This is a genomic window from uncultured Intestinibacter sp. (assembly GCF_902468165.1).
Lineage (GTDB): Bacteria > Bacillota > Clostridia > Peptostreptococcales > Peptostreptococcaceae > Intestinibacter.
On sequence record NZ_CABQXJ010000045.1, the window covers coordinates 1 to 24,140 of the forward strand.

14 protein-coding genes and 2 CRISPR repeat arrays are annotated in these 24,140 nt (G+C 27.7%); of the genes, 7 read left to right on the plus strand and 7 right to left on the minus strand.

Annotated features, from left to right (window positions below):
- Positions 1 to 23: 23 nt before the first annotated feature.
- A CRISPR array of direct repeats spans positions 24 to 316; the repeat unit is 31 nt; unit sequence AGTTTAACAGTAACATATGATGTATTTAAAT.
- 215 nt (positions 317 to 531) lie between these two features.
- The 6 genes from cas6 (at position 532) to RDX53_RS14065 (ending at position 10,963) form a co-directional block, all read left to right on the plus strand.
- The gene (cas6, locus tag RDX53_RS09005) at positions 532 to 1,224 is read left to right on the plus strand and encodes a CRISPR-associated endoribonuclease Cas6 (RefSeq protein ID WP_307994016.1); all 693 of its coding nucleotides are present in this window, start codon (positions 532 to 534) and stop codon (positions 1,222 to 1,224) included.
- Between the two features lie 15 nt (positions 1,225 to 1,239).
- Complete coding sequence (locus tag RDX53_RS09010) at positions 1,240 to 3,036, plus strand: type I-B CRISPR-associated protein Cas8b/Csh1 (protein WP_307994017.1); 1,797 nt, start codon at positions 1,240 to 1,242, stop codon at positions 3,034 to 3,036.
- Positions 3,037 to 3,984, plus strand: coding sequence for a type I CRISPR-associated protein Cas7 (locus tag RDX53_RS09015; RefSeq protein WP_307994018.1), 948 nt, complete (start codon positions 3,037 to 3,039; stop codon positions 3,982 to 3,984).
- Positions 3,985 to 3,987: 3 nt separating this feature from the next.
- Complete coding sequence (gene cas5b, locus RDX53_RS09020; RefSeq protein ID WP_307994019.1) at positions 3,988 to 4,797, plus strand: type I-B CRISPR-associated protein Cas5b; 810 nt, start codon at positions 3,988 to 3,990, stop codon at positions 4,795 to 4,797.
- A 48-nt stretch (positions 4,798 to 4,845) separates the two neighbouring features.
- The gene (cas3, locus tag RDX53_RS09025) at positions 4,846 to 7,518 is read left to right on the plus strand and encodes a CRISPR-associated helicase Cas3' (RefSeq protein WP_307994020.1); all 2,673 of its coding nucleotides are present in this window, start codon (positions 4,846 to 4,848) and stop codon (positions 7,516 to 7,518) included.
- A gap of 179 nt (positions 7,519 to 7,697) precedes the next feature.
- A CRISPR array of direct repeats spans positions 7,698 to 10,121; the repeat unit is 30 nt; unit sequence ATTTAACATTAACATGAGATGTATTTAAAT.
- Positions 10,122 to 10,186: 65 nt separating this feature from the next.
- Positions 10,187 to 10,963: a CRISPR-associated protein Cas4 gene (locus RDX53_RS14065; RefSeq protein ID WP_331607101.1), complete on the plus strand. Its 777-nt coding sequence runs from the start codon at positions 10,187 to 10,189 to the stop codon at positions 10,961 to 10,963.
- 127 nt (positions 10,964 to 11,090) lie between these two features.
- Here RDX53_RS14065 and asnB read toward each other — a convergent pair whose 3' ends face one another.
- The 7 genes from asnB to nuoE form a co-directional block, all read right to left on the minus strand.
- Entirely contained in the window at positions 11,091 to 12,932 is a 1,842-nt protein-coding gene (gene asnB / locus RDX53_RS09035) for an asparagine synthase (glutamine-hydrolyzing) (RefSeq protein WP_307994021.1), read from the minus strand.
- A gap of 226 nt (positions 12,933 to 13,158) precedes the next feature.
- Positions 13,159 to 14,376, minus strand: coding sequence for a threonine ammonia-lyase (gene ilvA, locus RDX53_RS09040; RefSeq protein WP_307994022.1), 1,218 nt, complete (start codon positions 14,374 to 14,376; stop codon positions 13,159 to 13,161).
- 424 nt (positions 14,377 to 14,800) lie between these two features.
- Positions 14,801 to 16,120, minus strand: a complete 1,320-nt coding sequence (locus RDX53_RS09045) for a hemolysin family protein (protein WP_307994027.1) — start codon at positions 16,118 to 16,120, stop codon at positions 14,801 to 14,803.
- A 227-nt stretch (positions 16,121 to 16,347) separates the two neighbouring features.
- Positions 16,348 to 17,106 (minus strand): MerR family transcriptional regulator, encoded by a 759-nt coding sequence (locus RDX53_RS09050; RefSeq protein ID WP_307994023.1) that lies wholly within the window; start codon positions 17,104 to 17,106, stop codon positions 16,348 to 16,350.
- Between the two features lie 292 nt (positions 17,107 to 17,398).
- Positions 17,399 to 20,899 (minus strand): FAD-dependent oxidoreductase, encoded by a 3,501-nt coding sequence (locus tag RDX53_RS09055; protein WP_307994024.1) that lies wholly within the window; start codon positions 20,897 to 20,899, stop codon positions 17,399 to 17,401.
- A 13-nt stretch (positions 20,900 to 20,912) separates the two neighbouring features.
- Positions 20,913 to 22,667, minus strand: coding sequence for an NADH-quinone oxidoreductase subunit NuoF (locus RDX53_RS09060; RefSeq protein ID WP_307994025.1), 1,755 nt, complete (start codon positions 22,665 to 22,667; stop codon positions 20,913 to 20,915).
- Positions 22,668 to 22,688: 21 nt separating this feature from the next.
- Positions 22,689 to 23,222: an NADH-quinone oxidoreductase subunit NuoE gene (nuoE, locus tag RDX53_RS09065; RefSeq protein WP_295675362.1), complete on the minus strand. Its 534-nt coding sequence runs from the start codon at positions 23,220 to 23,222 to the stop codon at positions 22,689 to 22,691.
- A gap of 587 nt (positions 23,223 to 23,809) precedes the next feature.
- On the opposite strand from nuoE, the gene RDX53_RS09070 reads away from it, so the two are divergent.
- Positions 23,810 to 24,140, plus strand: a 331-nt coding sequence (locus RDX53_RS09070) for a hypothetical protein (protein WP_307994026.1), incomplete at its 3' end; no start/stop codon positions are given.

The window sequence follows — 24,140 nt, forward strand, 5'->3', positions numbered from 1 at the left end:
TATATAATACACTATAAATTATTAGTTTAACAGTAACATATGATGTATTTAAATCACAATAAAAGATACTGATTATCAAGATGCAGTTACGTTTAACAGTAACATATGATGTATTTAAATTCGTGTATAGTTGCCAACATTCTCCACTCGTCCCCAGTTTAACAGTAACATATGATGTATTTAAATCCAGTTTCAGATATAGCAAATGTGATATTTTTCTGAGTTTAACAGTAACATATGATGTATTTAAATGAAATAGACGATCTGAAATAATGCAGTTATCATAGTTTAACAGTAACATATGATGTATCTAACTCCATTTAACAATTTTTAAAATATATATTTTCAATTCAATAAAAATAAAACACATACTTCATCTCAAAAAATAAAAGTAAACCAAAATACATCTCCTAATTAACAAAAATCACTTAATGCAACAATTATTGAAATATAAATACAAAAATATTGTGAAAATATGTAAAAGTCATATATAATAAAAATATAAAAAATAATAAATCTGGGGGACATAACATGAAAGTTATACAAATAAGGGTAAAAATTTTACTAAAAGAAGATACAAATGCAAGTGATATACAGTCAAAGGTATGCTCTCTAATCGATTATAGCTTTTCAAAAAGAAAAGAATTGCTAGAAATGCACAAAAAAAACGAGTATAAATTTTATTGTTTTGATTTTCCATATCCAGTTGAGGCAGATAAAATTTATAAAAAAGGAAAGATATATACGCTTACCATAAGAACGGTTAATTTAGATTTGGGAGAGTTTTTCTCAAATTCGCTTTTAAATATAGAGACACATTCTATCAAGGCATTATCTAGCGAAATCAAAATCATATCTCAAAGACCTATTGAAAAAATTTATTCTCTAACACCAGCTATAATTAAAAATGAAAACGGATATTGGCGAGATATTATGTCGATTGATGATTATGAAAGAAGGATAAAGGAAAACCTTATAAAAAAATACAACAAAATCACAGGGGAAAAGATGAAAGAGAATTTTGATCTTTTCAACAAAATTGATGTAAAAAACAAAAAGCCTATTTCAGTAAAATATAAAGATATAAAGCTATTAGGTGACAAGATAAACCTTTATATAAGTGATGATAAAAGGGCACAAAAACTGGCATATATGGCGCTTGGTGCGGGAATTATGGAGATGAATTCGAGAGGCTGCGGATTTGTAAACTATAAATTCCTATAAATAGGGGGTGTTTGAATGTTAAAGGATTGTTTAGATATTTTTGAACAAATACTAAAACAAGAAGGCGACAAATTAATTACAGATTATCATATACCAGCTGATGGGACTTATATAATAGTAGATATTTGTAATGATGGGTTTAAAATGAGAGAACCTTTTGATATAAAGCTTGATAAAAATAGTGATAAAGCTTTAGAAACTGGAGATATAGACTATAATAAAGCAAAGATGTACGACTATTACAGCAAGCTAGTTGATATGAATAAACCTATGGATACGACAAAGACAATTCACAGCAACAACTACCTTAGTTTTTTTATTAAAAAGGAAAATATAAAAAACAAGTTAAGTGATAAGATTATAGATGATTTTTATAATATTTTAAAAGAACCTATGAAAAAATATCAAAGTAATAAAAAATCAAGAGATGTCTATAAAATGACTGAAGACGAAATAGGCAAAGTAGATGAAGAGCTTTTGGAAAGTATAAGAAGCTGGATAAAAGGCAATATTTTTAAATTAAATATAAATACAAACAAAGATTATTTAAAGATATTTTTTAGGTTTAAAGATGAAGATAAGACGATAGAGCTTTATAAAAAGGAAAGTAAAAGATACCTTATACCCAATATATATAATAAAAATGAATACAACGAAATAATAGATAATAAGTTGTTTGGATTTCCAAATGATAATTTAGGGCTAAATGGTAAAAAGCCTTATCTAGACAACAAAACAAGAAAGACAAAAATACCATACTTGATAGATAATGAAGAAGTATTTTTACAAAAGAAGTTTTTTGATTATCTTTCAGGATGTGCAGCTAGAAAAAAATACAATATATATATAGATAACGACGAACAAAAGTCTAAAACAAGAAATACTATAAATCAGCTAGAAAATGGAAAAATGCTAGAAAAACATGATTTCACAGGAATCTATCTTAGAATCCAAAAGGGGAAAAATCTTGAAATTATAGATTATGACATTATTTCTAATTATAAATATAATCTTAAAAAAGCTTTTTATTATAAATCTTATATAGACATAGATTTGAATTTTTCAAAAGGAGAGAATGTAGAATATTACTCTAAATACTACGACAAGAAAGATATTCAGGAACTTTTACATGAAGTGTATTTTTCTAAGTTTTTAAAAGGAAATTATTTCACCGATGCAAATGAGATAAAATTCAATGATAATGTCAAAAAAAGAAATTTATTGATGTGTAGAAATTCTATATTTAACTGGCTTTATAAAGGATATTTTAACGATATTGAAGCTGTATTAAATAAAGCAACTTTAGAAATTTTAAAAGATTCAGTTGTAAAAGGATTTAATATATCAGCTATACATCAGTTTAACTTGAGATGGTCTTTTATAGAATATTTTAAAGGGGAGAATAAAATGGCAGATTTTTTAAATAGTGTTAAAGTTAATTTAAAAGAAAAGATAAATTATAAATCTGAACAAAATGAAAAACTTGATACAATAGAAAATGATATGGAATATTTTTTTGCAGTTGGACAAACTGCTTATTATTTACTTACACTTAGCAAATCAAGTAACAAAAATCAATCACTTATAAATCCATTTTTAAATGCAAAAAACGACGAAGTTATAAAAACTACTCTTATGAGACTATATAAAAACTATAATTATTCAATGAGTCTAAACAATAAATTTAAAAAATTATATTCAATGGTATTAGGATATCGTCCAGAAAGCAAAATAGACCAAGATATATTGCTTGCGGGATTTTTAAGTAATAATTTAGTATATGAAAAAGATGAAAAAAAGGGGGATGCTTAGATGGATAAAAGAGTATATGGAGTATTGGGGATAAAATCTATAATGGCAAATTGGAATGCAGATTTTACAGGGTATCCAAAGACAACTTCAGACGGAAGTACATTTGGAAGTGATAAGGCTTTTAAATACCCTATGAAGAAGATGTGGGAAGATGAGGGTGAAAAAGTCCTTTATATAAAATCAATGAAGATAAGTAAAGATAATAAAAATAATGTTCAATTAGTCCCAAGATCTTTAAAAGAAAGATACGAGTATTTATTTAAAATAGAAGATTTAAAAAAATGTAAAGATGCATCACTTGTAATAAGCAATTTATTTAAATGTATCGATGTTAAAAACTTTGGGGCTACATTTGCAGAAGAGGGAAATAATGTATCAATAACAGGAGCTGTCCAACTTGGTCAAGGGTTTAATAAAGACAAAGATACAACTCCAGAAGAACAACAGATTTTATCTCCATTTAGAGACCCTAAAAAATCAAACAACCAAGACCAAACAGAATCAAAAAGTTCTACACTTGGCACAAAAATAGTGAGCAATGAGGCACATTATTTCTACCCATTTGCAATAAATCCATCAGCTTACAAAAACTATCAAGAGCTTGAATTGACAGAAGGATATACAGAAGATGACTATAAAAAATTTAAAGATACTTCTCTAAAAGCAGCTACTTCTTATTCAACTAATTCAAAAATGGGATGTGAAAATGAATTTGGTCTATTTGTAGAAACTGAAAGAGATTTATATCTACCAGATTTATCACAATATATACAGTTTGAAAAATCACAAGACAAAAACATAATAAGAATAACTTGTTCAGAGCTTATAAATTCTTTGAGTGATAAAATCAAAGCAGTAGAAATCTATATAAATCCAGATACTACAAAATTGGAAAGTGATATAAAAGGAGCTAAAATATACAATATATTTACGCAAAAAGAGGTGTAAAATATGAAGATTTTGAAGTTTACACTTTCGGGAAGGAATGCATTTTTCAAAAAGCCCGATGTCAATTCTATTTTATATTATAGCTATGGCAATATCCACAAAGTAGCTCTTTTAGGTTTATTTGGGGCAATTTTGGGTTATGATGGATATAATAAAATGAAATTTCACAACCAAAATATAAAAAATAAGAAAAATAAAAAAGAAGAGGGTATTATATATCCAGAGTTTTATGACAAGTTAAAAGATATAAAAATATCTATTTCACCTAATAATGAAGGCTATTTTGAAAAAAAGGTACAAGTATTTAACAACAGCGTCGGCTATGCATCAAAAGAGCAAGGCGGAAATCTTATTATAAAAGAGCAGTGGCTTGAGTATCCATCTTGGGATATATATTTTCAAGTTTGTGATGAGGTGAGCGAGTCTTTAGCAAACTCTATACTAAATAGAAAAACTATCTATATACCGTATTTAGGCAAAAACGACCATATTGCTAATATGGAAAATATAAAGCTTTTTAAAGAAAGTGATATAGAAATTTTAAAAAACTGTTCAAATATAGACTGTCTTTTTAAAGAAAATATGTTTGTAATTAATAATTATGACGAAGATGACGAATCTGATGAGTACGACGAAGATTATGACTATACATATGTCCCAAAATTTAAATATCAGGAAAGGCTACCGATAGCACTTGAAAGCCAAACAAATTTATATATAATGCAGAAGTTTATTTTTACAAATATGAACTTGAAAAAAACTGAGGATATAGATATTTTTAAGATTGAAAATAAAAATATAGTATTTTATTAAATATAAAGGAGGGATATACCTCCTTTATAGATTTTTTTGGAGGTTAATATGTACTTAAAAAACTGTAAAACGCTTAAAATAGGCGAATTTCTAAATGAAAATTATACATTCTATGCCCATATAGATGACAACAATAAAAACAAGAAAAAAGAGCTTTTGTCTGAACATATAGATAGGGTTAAGTATTATTTTGATCTTATTTTTCAAGCTAAAAAGTTAGACAAAATCTTTTTAAATATAGAAAACAAATTCTTTGAAAACTGTAGCAAAAACTCTAGAAAACTTTTTAGGGAGATGTTATTAAATACGATAATCCTGCACGATATAGGAAAGCTAAACCCCCTATTTCAAGATTTAAAAATGCAAAACAAGATAATAAAAGATGATTATACAAACGACGAGTACAGATATGCCATAGGTTCAAAACATTCAAAAATATCATCTACTGTGTATATTCATTATTATTGCAAAAAACTAAAAGAAGAATTTAGAGATTTACAGCTTGAAGAAAAGAAAGTTTTACGATTTTTTATAGTTTTAAATTCTTTTATAATATCTAGACACCACAGTGATTTGGGTGATTTTGAAACTTATGTAAATGAAATAAATAATTTATCTTGTAGTGCAAAAGATAGCATTTTTAATTTGGAAAAATTATTAAAAGATAAAAATATAGATTTATTTAAGAAAGATAAATTTATATTGGGAGAAAAGACTTTAAATAGATTGAAAAAAGATATAAGAGAATTGTTAGAAAATGCTACTAAAGAAAAATCAATATGTATTTTTACATATTATAGGTTGGTGTATTCTGTTTTGGTGAGTTGTGACTATTTGGCAACTAGCGAATACATAAGTAGTGTTAAGAGTGATTCAGTCGGTGAAATACAAGATATAAACGAGTTTTATTATATTTTTAAAAATACTGATATAAATAAAAAGATAGATGAGTATAGGAAAACTAAAAATTTAGAAAAAGATATAAATCGTGATGAAAATAAACTTGATAAAGTATGCAAAAATGATGAAAAAGATATTAATGAATTTAGGACTGAAATTTTTATAGAAAGTGAAAACAGCCTAGTAGAAAATAAGAATGAAAATATATACTACTTCGAAGCACCAACCGGAAGCGGAAAGACAAATTCATCAATAAATTTAAGTTATAAACTTATCGAAATAAACAAAAACTTAAACAAAATATTTTATATATACCCATTTAATACATTAATAGAGCAGACGTTAGACAGTCTAAAAAATACATTTGGAAATAATAAAGCAGTATATGAAAAATTTGCAGTAATAAACTCAATAAAGCCGATTAAAACATATAGTCCTACAAACAAAAATAACGAATGTACAAATGAAGAATTTGAATATACAGATAGCGATTATCAAAAGTTTTGGCTTGATAAACTGTTTTTAAATTATCCAATGGTATTGACGACTAATGTAAGTTTATTCGACATTATGTTTGGGAGCAGAAGGGAGTCATGCTCTGGATTTTACCAATTAGCAAATAGCGTAGTTGTATTAGATGAAATACAATCTTATAAAATCACAATTTGGACCGAGATAATCACCTTTTTCAAAACATTTGCAGATATACTAAACATAAAATTTATAATAATGTCGGCAACACTTCCAAATTTAAACTTTTTATTAGACGGGGATATAAAAACAACGAGTTTAATTAAAAATAGAGAAAAATATTTTCTAAATCCAAAGTTTAAAGATAGGGTGAAGGTGAGTTATGAGCTTTTAAATTGTGAATTTAATAAAGATGTATTATTTGAACATGTTATTAAAAAAATGAAATTAAAAAAGAAAATTTTAATAGAGTTTATCACTAAAAAATCGGCATATGAATTTTATAATAGATTAAAAGAAGAATTTCCTTCAGAAGAAGGAGGTTGTTTGATTGAGCTATTGACAGGAGATGATAGTATTGCTGAGAGAAAGAGAATTTTAAATGTTGTAAATAGCGAAAAAGCAGAACAAAATGGGATAATATTAGTATCTACACAAGTTATCGAGGCGGGTGTTGATATCGATATGGACATAGGATATAAAGATGTGTCGACTATGGATAATGAGGAACAATTTATGGGAAGGATAAACAGATCAGGAAAGAGAGATGGAATAGTATACTTTTTTAAATTAGACAGCATCAAAGATGTATATGCAAATGATTATAGAGCAAACACAGCGTTAACTCTTTTAAACGAAGAAAATAGAAATATATTGATTGATAAAAATTACAGCGATTACTATAAAACTGTGATGGAACTTATAAAAGAAAGAAATAATGAATTAAACGAAAATAATATAGATGATTTCTTTAGTAAAGTTGGAGATTTAAAATCATTTGAAATAGAAAAAAGAATGAAACTTGTAGACGACGACAACTGGTCTACTACAATTTATCTTTGCACAAAAATAACTTTAGAAGATGGCACTACTATAGACGGAAAAGAAGTCTGGGATAATTATAAAAAACTGCTTTGTGATAATAAAATGAACTATGCCAAAAAGCAAGTAAAACTATCTGAAATTAGAAGTTATATGAACTACTTTACATACCAAATTGTATGCAGCCAAATACCATGCTACAACGATATGATCGGTGATATATACTGCATATATGATGGAGAAGAGTATTTTAAAGATGGTAAACTAAATAAAGATAAGTTTATGAATAATATAGGTGAATTTATCTAAAGATTTTTCCAACCGTATTTTGCATATGATATGGCTGTAACAGAGTTAAATAAAGGGGTTTGGCGATTTGTTTATAAAAATATCTGCTTATGTATTTCGGTTGGAAAAGTTTTGTATGATTGTTGGTATTTCAATGTTTATGTGATATTATATAAATAAGAAATGGGTATATTAGTGGTATTTAACATTAACATGAGATGTATTTAAATGAAGTTACCTCTGAGGCGTTTATATCACTAATTCTTAATTTAACATTAACATGAGATGTATTTAAATTTAACTGAAGCTATGGCAGCAGTAGGTAAATACTCTATTTAACATTAACATGAGATGTATTTAAATTATGTAAATCTTATTCCACTATCTTGGCCTAATCTAATTTAACATTAACATGAGATGTATTTAAATATCTCTCTATTGGGGTTATTTTTTCTTACATGTTTTATTTAACATTAACATGAGATGTATTTAAATGCATAGTAACTAACTGAAAATTTAGGTACACTTGGAATTTAACATTAACATGAGATGTATTTAAATGGCTGAAAGAGTTGGTTTAAAACCACAATTAAGATTATTTAACATTAACATGAGATGTATTTAAATATGAATATTCTGTACATTTTAGACAGGCTGGATTTTATTTAACATTAACATGAGATGTATTTAAATAGACTTTTACGGAACTGTATTCTATATTGAATTCGGATTTAACATTAACATGAGATGTATTTAAATGTATATTCTAATTCTTTACTTAGAGTTTGAGTATATATTTAACATTAACATGAGATGTATTTAAATAGGGCTTTGTGCATTGGAATTTTTTCTGCCCATGCAATTTAACATTAACATGAGATGTATTTAAATTAAGCCCCTATATTGATAGATTTCAGACTGACGATAATTTAACATTAACATGAGATGTATTTAAATGCAACTCCTATGCCCATCTCACCCTGTTCTATAGCAGATTTAACATTAACATGAGATGTATTTAAATGCACACTCCATCCACTTGTAAATATGCCTACTACAGAGATTTAACATTAACATGAGATGTATTTAAATTTTGGTTTTGCCAGTGAACGTCCATAATAAGCTTTAATTTAACATTAACATGAGATGTATTTAAATAGCTAAAAAGATTGATATAAAAGAAGTAAAGAAAGAAATTTAACATTAACATGAGATGTATTTAAATACGTTTATATAGATTAAGTGTACGATTTGCAACCGAATTTAACATTAACATGAGATGTATTTAAATTGTATAAAAAGTTTCAAGTTTTTGTATCTATGTAAGTATTTAACATTAACATGAGATGTATTTAAATGCAATAATGGGAACTGTGGGTGCCATGAAAACTATGGATTTAACATTAACATGAGATGTATTTAAATTTGCTAATTACTAATACACAAGAAGTAAAAGATGAATCATTTAACATTAACATGAGATGTATTTAAATTATCTTTCTATGTATGCCAAATCTTTTTTTAGTTGTATTTAACATTAACATGAGATGTATTTAAATATCGTCTTTGCCATATTCCCTATCCCCTTTTCGCTAATTTAACATTAACATGAGATGTATTTAAATATTAGCAAAATCTATAGCACAAAAAGTTGATAATGAATTTAACATTAACATGAGATGTATTTAAATACCAAGCCGTAAGAAGTGCGATGTGAAGGCTTTTCTAATTTAACATTAACATGAGATGTATTTAAATGATGACAGTCAATGGATTTATGACTGGATAGGATGGATTTAACATTAACATGAGATGTATTTAAATTTACAAAATATAATAAAAACTGCAAATGAAAAAAATATTTAACATTAACATGAGATGTATTTAAATGAATTTCCTTTTAACTGAGTAGCATTTAATCTCAATTCATTTAACATTAACATGAGATGTATTTAAATTCGTTTGTAAGCCCTAATTGTGCTTGCAATTGATTAATTTAACATTAACATGAGATGTATTTAAATCTGCCTCTGTTAAATTTAAACCTATTGACATTTGCATTTAACATTAACATGAGATGTATTTAAATGAAGTTATACTATCTTTTGTTACTCCATAGCATTCAATTTAACATTAACATGAGATGTATTTAAATAAGCTGAAATCATCTATTATTTTTACATCAACTTTTATTTAACATTAACATGAGATGTATTTAAATCTAAGTTAACTTACTTAGTAACTCAAACACACCCTTATTTAACATTAACATGAGATGTATTTAAATTATATATTTGTCTCCAGTTTGCAAATTCAAAGCCACCATTTAACATTAACATGAGATGTATTTAAATGATGATATAGAACCACTTGTAATATTACTAGCAGAGATTTAACATTAACATGAGATGTATTTAAATATGGAGGCACTTCATACTGAGGATCAAGAAAGGCAATTTAACATTAACATGAGATGTATTTAAATGCAAAATTAGGTACTTTAATACTACAAGTAACTAAATTTAACATTAACATGAGATGTATTTAAATACAGAAGGAACATCAAAAAATAATAAAAATACAAAAAAATTACAATTTAATAACAATATAAAATATATTTAAACACAAAAATAATATATAATAAAATTAATAAGAAAAATTCAATAACAACCCAAAGGGGAGTGAGATTATGAAAATTAACGGAACGATAATAAACTATTATTTTCACTGCAAACGACAATGTTACTTATTTGCAAATCGATTGAATTTAGAAGATAATAGCGAGCTTGTTAAAATTGGAAAAGCAATTCATGAGCAAAAATCATCAGATAGTGACAATTCAGAAATATCAATTGAGAATATCAAAGTAGACAAGATCACAAAGGAATATCTTACAGAAATAAAAAAATCAGATTCAGATATAAATGCAAGTAAATGGCAATTATTATTTTACTTAAAAGTTTTAAAAAGCAAAGGGATAATAAGAAAAGGAAAGTTAGAGTGTGTTGAAAAGAAAAAATCAGATAATAAAGTGTATTATTTTGAACTTACTGATGAAATTGAAAAAGAATTAGGGGCTTTATTCTTTTTATCTAGAGTATTAAATAGAAAAATAAAAACTATTCAATATAAAATTATGAGTGATTTAACTAACAGCTCTAGAGATACTGATTATATTAATACTTCAATAGAAGAACAAACTAAAGACTTGATAAGCGAGTTACAAATAGTAGAAAGAAAATTTAGAGATTTAGTTGTTAAAAATCCTGATATAAAAGAAAAATATTTAGATTACATGAATTTTGGAACTAAAGAAGATATGTTTGATTTATCAATAAATAAATACTGTGTGGAAGGCTCTGAACAATATGAATATTTCAAAGTTGAAAGCAAAGTATTAAAAGCTAAACCAATATATCCAAAATTCAAATTAGACCATTTTATGAGCTCTATGAATTATAATTAATTTAATATATAAAATTTACTGCGTTCATGAGCAGTCGACTTCTGCCGTTGCTTTAAATAATAAGTTAGAAATTATAAAAGTAGGATATATAAAAATATTTTTAATATATCCTACTTCATTTTGTATTTTATATATCTAATTTTACATTATAAAACTTCATCCAGTTATTTAATTGGATTAAATATGCTATAACTTGAGGACCTGTCATTAATTGACCGTACCAAGGTTCTTTGAAAGATTCGCCCCCAGTATCAACTATATTTGATACAAAATCATAATCAATAATTTGATGTATTGGAGACGATCTGTCTTCTAATATTTTTTTAAGCATATTACTTACTTCTCTTGTATATTCTGGATTATGTGTCTTTGGATATGGACTTTTCTTTCTATCTATAATCTCATCTGGAACTATACCTCGTACAGCTTCACGAAGCAATCCCTTTTCTCTTCCATGTAGTAATTTTATATCTTTTGGAAAATTAAAAGCATATTGTACTAATCTTTTATCTGCATATGGTACTCTTCCTTCTAATGAATTAGACATTGTCATTCTATCTTTTCTGTTTATTAAAGTTAACATTTGATATTTTATATTGAGATAAGTAAGTTCTCTAATAATTCTATCATCATGACTTTCTTTTGGTAATTTATCTATTTTATTTATGCTGTCTCTACAAGTTTGTTTTACATATTCTTCAATAGGTAGGTCTTTTAGACTTGGTTTTAAAATGTTTTTTCTATATTCTATTGAATTTGCCCAAGGAAATATCTCTATAGAGTCGTATTCTCTTGTAAACCAAGGATACCCTCCAAAAACTTCATCTGCACATTCTCCTGATAAAGCTACGGTCGCATATTTCCTTACTTCTTTTGCAAATAAATACAGTGATGAATCTACATCAGCCATTCCTGGCAAATCAGCTGCTTTAGTTGCATCATCTAAAGCACGTGCTAAGTCGATATTATTTAATACTATATTGTGATGATTACTACCCAAAAATTCTACCATTCTTTTTACATATTCAGGGTCAGAATTTGGCTCATATAAATTCTTTTTGAAATATTTTTCATTATCTTTATAATCAATAGAAAATGTGTTTAATACCCCTAATCCATCTTTTTTAAATTTATCAAAGGCAACTGATGAAATCACGCTTGAGTCAAGTCCACCTGATAAAAAAGTACAGACAGGAACATCGCTTACTAATTGATTTTCAATGATTTCAACTAGCATATCTCTTACTTTTTTCTTGGTTGTATCTATATCATCTTCATGCTCCATAGTCTCTAATTTCCAATATTCATTTAAGTTAATACCTCTTTTATTAAATAGTAAATAATGTGCTGGTGGAATTTCTTTTATATCTTTAAATATTGCTCCATTTAATGTACGCGCCGGTCCCAAAGATATAAGCTCAATCAGTCCATCCCTATCTACTATAGAATCAATATATGGGTGTTTTAATAACGCCTTTATTTCTGAAGCAAATATCAAATTTCCATCTATATAGGAATAAAAAAGTGGCTTTATTCCTAATTGATCTCTACATAAAAATAATTCTTGATTGTATTCATCCCATATTCCAAATGCAAAAATTCCATTAAGATAATCTGCACATTTTTGCCCATATTCTATATAAGATGTCAATAAAACTTCCGTATCACTATATGAATCAAATTTGTATCCTTTAGAAATTAAATCCGCTCTAACTTCTTCTGTATTATAAAGTTCTCCATTATAACAAATAGTATATTCTTTATTATTAATTATTTTTGTCATTGGTTGCATCCCACCTGTTGGGTCTACTATTATAAGTCTTCTATGACCCATAAGTGCATGGTTATAAGTCTTTAATCCAGCCGAATCTGGACCTCTTAACTTTAGTGTATCAATCATTTCATCCATTATATCAGAGTAATCTCTTATATTATTTTTGAGGTTAGACCATCCTACAATACCACACATAATATAGCCTCCTTTTTTAAAGATATATTACTATATGAAATATATAGAATTATTGTCTAATTAAAATGTATTTTTTATGAATAAATAAATCTTAATAAATAAACAAATCTTTATTTTAAATGTTCTTAAATATATATATTTTTTCTACTTACAAAAATGATTTTTTCACAATAAAAAGCAGTCATAAAATATTTTATAACTGCTTTTTATTTATAGTTAATGCTTTTTATAAATCTTGTATTTCAAATCCAGCTGCATTCATCTCAGCTTTTAATTTTGCTATATGTTCATGGTCAAATGTTTCAAGTATAAATTCTGCAACTTGCTTACCGATTACTCCACCTGAAGATAATCTTGTTTGGTTAGCACTAAGTATATTAGCATTAGATTTGCTTATTATACTTATTAATTCTAAGAATCCTCCTGGTTTATCAGTCATAGTAGCGCTAAATGAATAACGTCTACCTTGTGATGCAAGTCCTACTCCTATTACTCTATATAAAGTATTTACGTCTACATTTCCCCCAGATATTACGCATACTACGTTTTCATCTTGTTTTGGTTGATATTTTCCTGATAATAAAGCTGCTGTAGTTACTGCTCCTGCTCCTTCTGCAACAACTTTTTGATGTTCCATTAAGAATAATATTCCTTGTGCTATTTCTTCTTCTGATACTGTTATTATTTCATCTACTAGTTCATTTATTATATCGAAAGTTAAACTTCCTGGAGTTTTTACTGCTATACCATCAGCTATAGTAGCTCCATTAAATGCAGTAGTTACTTTTCCATTTTCTTTTGATACTTTCATTGATGGTATATTATCTGTTTGAACACCTATTATTTTTACATTTGGGTTTAATCCTTTTGCAGCTACAGCTACACCAGATATTATTCCACCTCCACCAATTGGACATAATATTGTATCAACATTTCCATCTAATTGTTTAAATATTTCAAGGCCTATTGTTCCTTGTCCTGCTATTACATATTCATCATCGAATGGATGAAGGAAAGTAGCTCCTGTTTCTTTTTGTATTTCAACAGCTTTTGCATATGCATCATCATAAACTAATCCATTTAATACAACTTCTGCACCATATGATTTAGTTGCTGTTACTTTTGCAAGTGGAGCTGTTTCTGGCATAACTATAGTAGATTTTATTCCAGTCATTTTTGCACCTAATGCAACACCTTGAGCGTGATTTCCTGCACTAGAAGCTATTACGCCTTTAGCTTTTTCTTCATCTGTTAAATTTGCTATTTTATTGCAAGCCCCTCTTATTTTGAATGAACCCGTTTTTTGTAGATTTTCACATTTATAATAAACGTTTGCATTAAGCTTAACACTAAGTTCTTTGCTTTCTTGTAATGGTGTTTCCTTAACTATAGATTCTAATACTTTTTCTGCTTTTTTTACATCTTCAAGATTTACTTTTAACATTTCTTGCACCGTCTTTCTCTAAAATATTTGACTATAATAACATAATAAGCTTTTCCCCACTTACTGTTATCTTTAAATATTTATTATATAAGCCCTTATAAATCATTCTTATATAATTCTCAAATAATACCCTCTTAAATTAATTTTTATTTTAAGTTCCATATAAAATATTTTTTATATAAAGGTTTTCCTATTCAAAAAACATTTTCAATATCATTATATAATATTTTATTTTTTGTGCAATGTTTTTTTTTAATTTTGTAATATTGAGTATTTTCAGTTTATTCTTTTAATTTTTTTATTGTACATATCCTATCTTATATTTTATATATGGTTATTTTATTTTATACACCCTCAAGAAAACGATACCCCTAAATAATTTAATTATAGTTTTTTATAATTTTATTAAAAATTTTATTTTATTTTAATTTCGTTCACTATTTTCTGTATCATTTTTATTAGTTTTATCAATTTTATCTATTTTTACACTAACAACTCTAAATTTATCTAACTCTAATACTTTAAATTTATATCCCGAAAAATTTACACTTTGGTCGACCTTGATATCCATTCCTAGCATAAAAAACATCCAACCGCCAATACTGTCAAATCCATTTTTTTCGATTTCTATTCCTAATTCTTTATTAATCTCAGTAATAGTAGCTGTTCCCTGTACAATATAAGATCCATCATCTAATTTATCAATATCTAGTTCTTCATTTTCATCAAATTCATCTTGTATTTCACCGACAATTTCTTCTAGTATATCTTCTACCGTTATAATACCAGATGTTCCACCATATTCATCTACTACAACAGCCATTTGAACTCTATCTTTTCTAAGCTTTTCTAGTACTCTACTTGTCAGCTCACTTTCAGATACATAAGTTATTTTTCTCAATATTTTAGTTAAATCAATTTTGTTTTCAATTAATTTTTGATTATACAAATCTCTAATATGTATAAAACCTAATAAATCATCTTTATCTTTTCCACAAACAGGATATCTAGTGTATCCTTCTTCTCTTATTAAATTAAATATATAGTCCTCATCATCATCTAAATTTATGCATATCATATCTGTTCTCGGAACTAAAACTTCTCTTATTTGTTTTTCCTCAAAACTAAATATATTATCCACAAATCCTTTTTTATATATACCGTATTTATAATTTTCGTTATCTTTTGTAATTACTGAAAAACTATCTTGCTTAGATGAATGTTCTTGTAAAATACCTAGGTCATCTCCTCTAAAAATCCTACATATTTTGTATGATATAAAATCTATAATTACTGAAAATGGTCTTATAAATGCATAAATAATTGTTAAAAATATCGAATTTCTAAGAAGTATCTTTTTAGGATTTTTTATTGATAACCCTCTTGGAATATAAAAGCCTATTATAGCTTCTAACACACTTGCTCCTAATAAAATTAGTATAAATACAATGTCTTCTAAAATATAATTTGTAATTTTGTATTCTATAAGTATAAATTGACATATTTTATATAGAAGTAATCCTATGCTCATAATACAAACTATTATTGAAAATTGGCATACTGATAAAAATTCTTTTTCTTTTGCTTTAATTTTTTTACATCTGTTTAATGCTAAATTACTTTTATTCTCAATTTCTTGTAGATTATTATTATTTATTTTAGCTAGAGAATATCTACACTGTACAAAAAATATATTTATAATTGTTAAAACTAAAATTGAAATTAATAATACTGATATCTCCATATTCAATTATGTGCCCCCTTACACAATGCTGAAACTTAATCTAGTTTATATTATAACATATACATTGCATACATTAGACCACAAATTGTAAAAAATGTAAAAATTCACTATATTCATGGCGCCAACGAATCGGAGATTCCGTTGCTTTAGTTAATAGGTTAGAAATTAAAAAAACACCCTAAGTTATAGGGTGCTATTTTTTGATTAGTAATATTTATTTGTAAAGTTTATTTATTTGTAAATTCAATTAAGGCATCTCTTAAAAATTCTGCCATTCCTTTTCTATTATCGTCATAATACTTTTTAAATCTTTCATCTTGAGTATATATTTCACCTAAATTTCTATGTGCTTCTTTAGAGTAAAAGTTCCATGTATAACTAAGCCATTTTTTGTGAAGTTCACATGCCTTCATAGCCAATTTTCCTTTAGAATCTCCTTCATCCATAGCTAAATTCAATGTATCTATTATTTCTTTTTCTAGTTGTTTAAAGTTATTATAGTCTTCTTGAGTCATACCCATTATTTTTGCATTAGATTTATCTATTGTATTTTCTCCATATTTTTTTCTTATTTCACTTCCGTATATTTCTTCATTTTTATCAATTAATTCTTTTTTAAATCCTTCAAACTTATCTTTGTTTTCCATTTTATAACCCCTCTCTTTACTTTTAATTGTCTTTTCTACATTATTTATCAATAAATCGATCATCTGTCTTTTTTTAAGCAGATTTTCTTTATGATTATATAAGGCTTCTAATATATCAAATGATGGTGATGATAAAATATCTTTTATAGTTTTTAGGTCTAATCCCAATTCTTTATAAAAAAGTATTTGTTGAAGTAAATCAACTTCATTATCACTATAAATTCTATATCCTGAATCTGATATTTTCGCTGGTTTTAAAATATCTATTTCATCATAGTATCTCAAAGTTCTAGTAGTTATACCTGCTATTTCACTTAAATCCTTTATAGAATACTCCATATATTTTCCTCCTTAAAATTTTGATTTATTGATTATAGTTACATTATATAAATTTACGTAACGTCAAGGTCAAGTATTTTTCTGAAAAAAAATAACATTACTTAGATAAAAAATCTAAGTAATGTTATTTTATATAAAGATATTGCATTTTAGGGCTTTTTTACACCACATCAAACTAATAATAAATTTGATATGTTTCAAGGAAGATTTTCCTAGGCTTTCAAATTCTCCTAAAAAATCAACTCACATATTTATTATTGTACATAATTTCCATAAAGTCAATATTTGTTTGCTATATCAAGCCTTTAAATATTTCTTCATTGATTTTATTCATTAAATTATCTGTTGATTTTAAAGGTGTTACCATCAATCCATCTGGTATGTATACAAATTTGGGTTTATTTGGTTTTAATATACCACCTAGCAATTGGCCGACATTTCCCTCTCTATACAATTCATTGACATCATTTAATTCTAATCTTATATCATCTATACATTTAAATCCAAAATCTTTTTCATATATTTTTGAAAGTATTGTTGGTATCTTCCAGTTAGGAACTTCTACATTTTCTCTCATAGCTGGGCTTACTCTCTGTAGCCTTCTTTCTGTATTAGTAAATGTACCAAATGTACTAGCAAAACTTGTCGCAGGAAGGACAACATCTGCACTTAATGCAGTTTTTGTCATATGAGTATCCGATACCATCAAGAATTCTAGTGATGATAAATCGACATCTGGGTCTTCTCCAAAACATAATAGACCTTTTACACCGTTTAATGCTTCTCTGCCATCTGTTACTCCAAGGTCTATTAATCCTTGAGAGTTACACTTAGGTTTAACTTGTAATATACCATCTCTTGGAGAGCCTATATGACCTGAAAGAATAGCTATTTCCCCTATTAAACTAGCTATATCTGTACTAACCATATTTTGTTGGAATACTATCATAGCTTTTTTGGCATCTGCATATATCTGTGCAATTTCTCTTATTTCATCCGATACTTCTATATTTTCAAGTGATGATTTAAATGCATCAAAGCCTTCTATATCAGAAGTTTTACCCATATCTATTAAAGCTTTTGCTATTTCTTTTATTTTTGATATTTCGTTACTTGTATATACAGTTTTTGCATCAAATCCATAGTTTGATATTTTATATTCACTTGGATTTATAAATAGTAATTTTGCTCCATTTTTAGCAGCTTTCTTTAATTTTATACCAAGTATAGGATTGTTTTCTGGTTTAAATCCTATAGCTAATATAACATCTGTTGCCAATAATTCATCCATGCTGTTTGGAGATGCATTAACTCCCAATACTTTTTCAAGTCCGCTTTTTCTATGATTAAAGCACAGTGTTTTTACATTTAATTGATCTGCTAATTTTTTAATCGCATAAGCTTCTTCATTGGTATATCTATCAGATATAGATATAGCTACTGCATCTTTGCCAAATTTACTTCTTATAACTTCTACTTTTTTAGCTATTATAGTAAGTGCATCTCTATATTTACATTCTTCTAATTTTCCGTTTATTTTAATATATGGTTTTTTAAGTCTGTCGTCATCTATTGCACTGTCAAATGCCCACTTCCCTCTACCGCATATCAATCCTTCATTTACATGACCTTCTTTATTTGGTTCTGATTTTATAAGAAGATTTCCATATGTCTTTAATTCTATTTTGCATCCAACTGAGCAATATGAACATGTAGTGACAGTAGTTTCTTTTTGAAGAGGTACATTTTTCTTTAAGTTAGTTTTTTCTTGTAGTGCACCTGTTGGACAAAGTGACACACATTGACCACAAGATATACAAGATGTTTCTTCTAGACCTTGTTCTAAAGCTGGCTTAACCTCTGTATCAAAACCTCTTGAAACAAGACCTAATGCTCCAACACCCATAACCTCATCACATGTTCTTACACATAATCCACATAAGATACATTTATTCATATCCCTTAATATGTATGGATGGCTGTCTTCTATTGGTAAAACTACTTTTTCACCTTCTAATCTTTCTGGCTCAACATCATAAATATTAGCATAATCTATTAATTTACATTCGTGGAACTTTTGACATCCACATTCTAAACATCTTCTAGCTTCATCTTTAGCTTGTTTCTCAGTAAGCCCCTCAGTTATCTCAAGGAAGTGCTCTTTTCTTTCTTTTGGACCATATTCTTTAATTTTAGGTCTATATTTTCTTTCTCTATCTTCAAAAGATAATTCTGTCAAATCATGTCTTTCATGGACATAAGGCTTTTTATATTTTAATTCTTTACCATATAAATATGCATCTATAGACTCTGCCGCTTTTTTTGCATCTGCTATTGATTCTACTGCTATAGAAACTTTATCATTACCACAATCCCCACATGCAAATACACCTTTAGTTGCAGTCATATAAGTAGATGGGTCATATACTAATGAATTTTTTCTTGTTTTCTCAATTCCATCAAATAACTTAGAATCTACTTGTTGACCTATTGCTATTATAACTGTATCTACATCTAAAACTTTTGTTTGACCTTCAACAGGAACTGGTCTTCTTCTGCCTCTCTCGTCAGGTTCGCCAAGTTTCATAACTTGAAGTTCTATTTTACTTACTCTGCCATCTTCACCAGGAATTATGCCGATTGGATTAGTTAAATTTTCAAATCTAACCCCTTCTTCTTGTGCTTCTCTTATTTCCATCTCATCTGCTGGCATTTCTTTTATTGTTCTTCTATATATGTTGTAGACTTTTTTTGCACCCATTCTGACAGCAGTTCTGCATGCATCCATTGCAACATTACCACCTCCGACTACAGCAACACTTTCACCTAAATTTATAGTTTTGCTTTTCGCGATTTTTTCAAGGAAGTCTATACCACCCATAACACCAGGTATGTCAGAACCTTTGCAGTTTAGTCCTATTGATGACCATGCACCAATTGTCATAAGTACTGCATCATATTTATTTTTTATAGCTTCAAATGATAAATCTACACCAACTTTTGTGTTAGTTTGCATCTTAACACCCATTTTAGCTATTAAATCTATTTCCTTTTGTAGTATTTCTTTTGGCAATCTGTATTCAGGTATTCCATAACGAAGCATCCCCCCTAATTTAGGCATTGCATCTATTATAGTAACATCATGCCCTTTTTGTGCAAGGAAATAACTCGCTGATAAACCTGCAGGTCCGCCACCTATTATTGCAACGCTCTTACCTGTTGGTTTTGATATTTCTGGTATATATGGATCATCTGAGTTTAAATCTCTATCTCCAACAAATCTCTTTAATTCTTTTATTGATATTGATTCTTCAACTAATCCCCTTCTACAGTCTGATTCACAAGGGTGTGGACAGACTCTTCCTATTGATGCTGGTAGAGGTATCTTATCTTTTACTAATTTTAAAGCTGCCTTGTGAAGTCCATTAGCAATTAGCCCTACATATCCTTGGCAATCAGTATTTGCTGGACATCCTAGAGAACAAGGAGCCTTACAATCTCCATTGTGATTTGATAGTAATAATTCTAAATTTGTTTTTCTAGATTCTCTGACTCTCTCTGTATCAGTTTTTATTATCATATTTTGTGCTATTTCAGTTGCACATGCTTTAAATAATTTTGGGCTACCTTCTACTTCAACTACACAAATTCCACATGAACCATATATCTCAGCTCTCTCATCATAACAAAGTGTAGGAATAAATATGTTATTTTCTTTTGCAACTTCCAAAATAGTCTGTCCTGGAAGACCTAAAACTTCTCTGTCATCTATATTTAATCTTATTTTATTCATCTTTCTAACCTTTCTAATTTATTTCAATTGCATCAAATTTACATGTTTCCATACATTTACCACATTTAATACAGATATTTTTATCTATTATATGAGCTTCTTTTTTGTTCCCGCTAATAGCTGATACTGGACATTTTCTCTTACATGCCCCACATCCTCTACAACTATCTTCAACTATGTCATAGCTTATTAATGATTTACATGCTTTAGCAGTACATCTCTTGTTGTATATATGATCTTCATATTCATGTCTAAAGTATTTTAATGTTGTTATAACTGGATTTGGAGCTGTCTGTCCTAAACCACACATAGCACCATCTTTAACCTTATATGCTAATTCTTCTAATAATTCTATATCCCCATCTTTGCCTTGGCCATTTGTTATTCTTTCTAATATTTCAAGCATTCTCTTTGTGCCTATTCTGCAATAGTTACATTTACCACAAGATTCTTTTCTTGTGAAATCTAAGAAATATCTAGCCATATCGACCATGCAAGTCGTTTCATCCATAACTATCATTCCACCAGAACCTACTATAGCTCCTGTTTTATTTATATTTTCATAATCTACCGGCGTATCTATTAAGCTAGCTGGAATACATCCTCCTGATGGTCCACCCATTTGAACAGCTTTAAATTCTTTGTCTTCTTTGATACCACCACCGATATCATATATTACTTCTCTTAATGATAATCCCATTGGTACTTCAATAAGACCGCCTTTTTTGATTTTACCTGCTAGTGCAAATACTTTTGTCCCGTTGCTCGTTTTTGTTCCCAGTGAGCCAAAAGTTTCCCCTCCATTTAGTATTATCCATGCCACATTAGCATAAGTTTCAACATTATTTATATTAGTAGGTTTTTGCCAATACCCTTTTTGTGCTGGAAATGGCGGTTTAAGTCTTGGCATTCCTCTTTCGCCTTCTAATGATGCTATAAGTGCAGTTTCTTCACCACATACAAATGCTCCTGCACCTTCTTTAATTCTAATATCAAAGTCAAATCCACTTCCAAATATATTTTTTCCTAAATACCCTCTTTCTTTTGCTTGTGCTATGGCTATTTTTAATCTCTTTATTGCTAGAGGATATTCAGCACGAACATAAATTACACCTTCATTTGCGCCCATTGCATATCCACCGATTGTCATCCCTTCAAGAAGTGAATGTGGGTCTCCCTCAAGAACTGCCCTATCCATGAATGCTCCTGGGTCTCCCTCATCAGCATTACATACAATGTATTTTTGTTCTGCTTTGTTTTGTCTTGCTGCATTCCACTTAAACCATGTTGGGAAACCTGCCCCTCCACGTCCACGAAGCCCAGATATCTTAATCACATCTATAACTTCTTCATCTGTCATACTAGTCAAAACTTTTTTAGTCGCTTTATATCCATCTCTTGCTATGTATTCATCGATTTCTTCAGGATTTATACATCCACAATTTCTAAGTACTATTCTCTTTTGTTTTTCCATTAGCTTTTTATTTTCCTCAGAAATCTCCTTAGACTCTACAGCTTTTCCACCTTCAATATGACTTTCAATAATTTCAACTACATCTTCTGGCTTAACTTTTACATATCTTGTTGGTTCATCTTTTGCATCTTCATAAATATCTACTATCGGCTCTAAAAAGCATGTCCCTATACATCCTGTAATATCTACATTTATATCTATATTCTTTTCCTCTAATATTTCTTCAAACCTGTTAGCTACTTTTTTTGCACCTGTTGCTATCCCGCAGCTCCCTTGACCTACTACTATCCTCATCGATACTTCTCCTTTTGATTATTAAGCTATTATTTCCCCTTCAGATTTTTCTTCTTTTTCTTTGATTTGATTTAATATTTCTATAACTGAATCTTTTGTTAAATTTCCATATGTTTCATCATTATCTTCAGTTTTAATCATCATAACAGGAGCAAGTGAACAACATCCTAAACATGAAACTTGATTTAAAGTAAATAAACCATCTTCTGTTGTTTCTCCATCTTTTATATTTAATTGTTCGCTTATTACTTGAGATATCATTTCAGAACCATTTACATGACATGCAGTTCCTTGACAAAGCATAATTAAATATTTTCCTATAGGTTGTAATCTAAATTGAGCATAAAATGTTGCAACTCCATATATCTTAGCCACCTTAATTCCTGTAAATTCTGAGATTCTATTCATCACGTCTATTGATATGTAACCATATGCATCTTGAGCCTTTTGTAAAATTGTTATTAAATACCCCTCTTTTTTACCATATGACTCTAAGATTTTATTTAACTCTTTTAGATCATCAGTTTGATTATTCTTGCACTTACAAGTCGACATTTCGTTTCACTCCATTTCTTATTAAATTTTTGATGTATGTTGTATACATTTCACCCATAAAAACATTTTCATAAAGCTTATTATTGATTTGTAAAATATATTTTTAAAATATACCCCAATTTTATTAAAAATATATTTATAATGATATTTTTTTAACATTTTTTCCATATATTAGTTCATTAGGTTAATTATATTATCTTGGATTATTAGATGTCAAGCCATTTATTACCATATATTGTATATTGGTATTTTATTTTCTAATTAATTTAAATCTATTTTTTACTTTAAATATATGCTTATTGTAATTTTTCTTATATATTTTCTAATTTTGATTTAATTTTATACAGTAACTTTATTTTTAATTATATTTATCGACGTTATCCATAGTCATCATTTTAACAATCTTTAATGTAACTTATGAATATTCGATATCGTTTTCCATTTTTCAATTGATATAAAACTTTATACCAATTATTACTTTTGAAATTTTTTCTAAGAATATAAACTTACCTTTATGCGAAAAATATACACTGTTAATATCTATAAGTTTAAGTATTTTTAGTAATTTGAATTAGGTGGTGGAAAACTTGTTAAATTTAAATATCTGGCGTGAATATCTAGTTTTATTTTTAATCGGTGGAATTGTATATGTCTTGATTGAAATATCATATAGAGGTTATTCTCATATATCAATGTTTTTAGTTGGTGGACTTTGCTTTGTTTTAATATCTTCTCTAAATGAATTTCCATTTAAAATATCTTTAGTATTACAAATGATCATATCTTGTTTATTAATTACCGGAATTGAATTAATCACTGGAATAATAGTAAATATTTTTCTTCATTTAAATGTTTGGGACTATTCATTAGAGAAATTTAATTTTTTAGGACAAATTTGCTTAAAAGCATCTATTACTT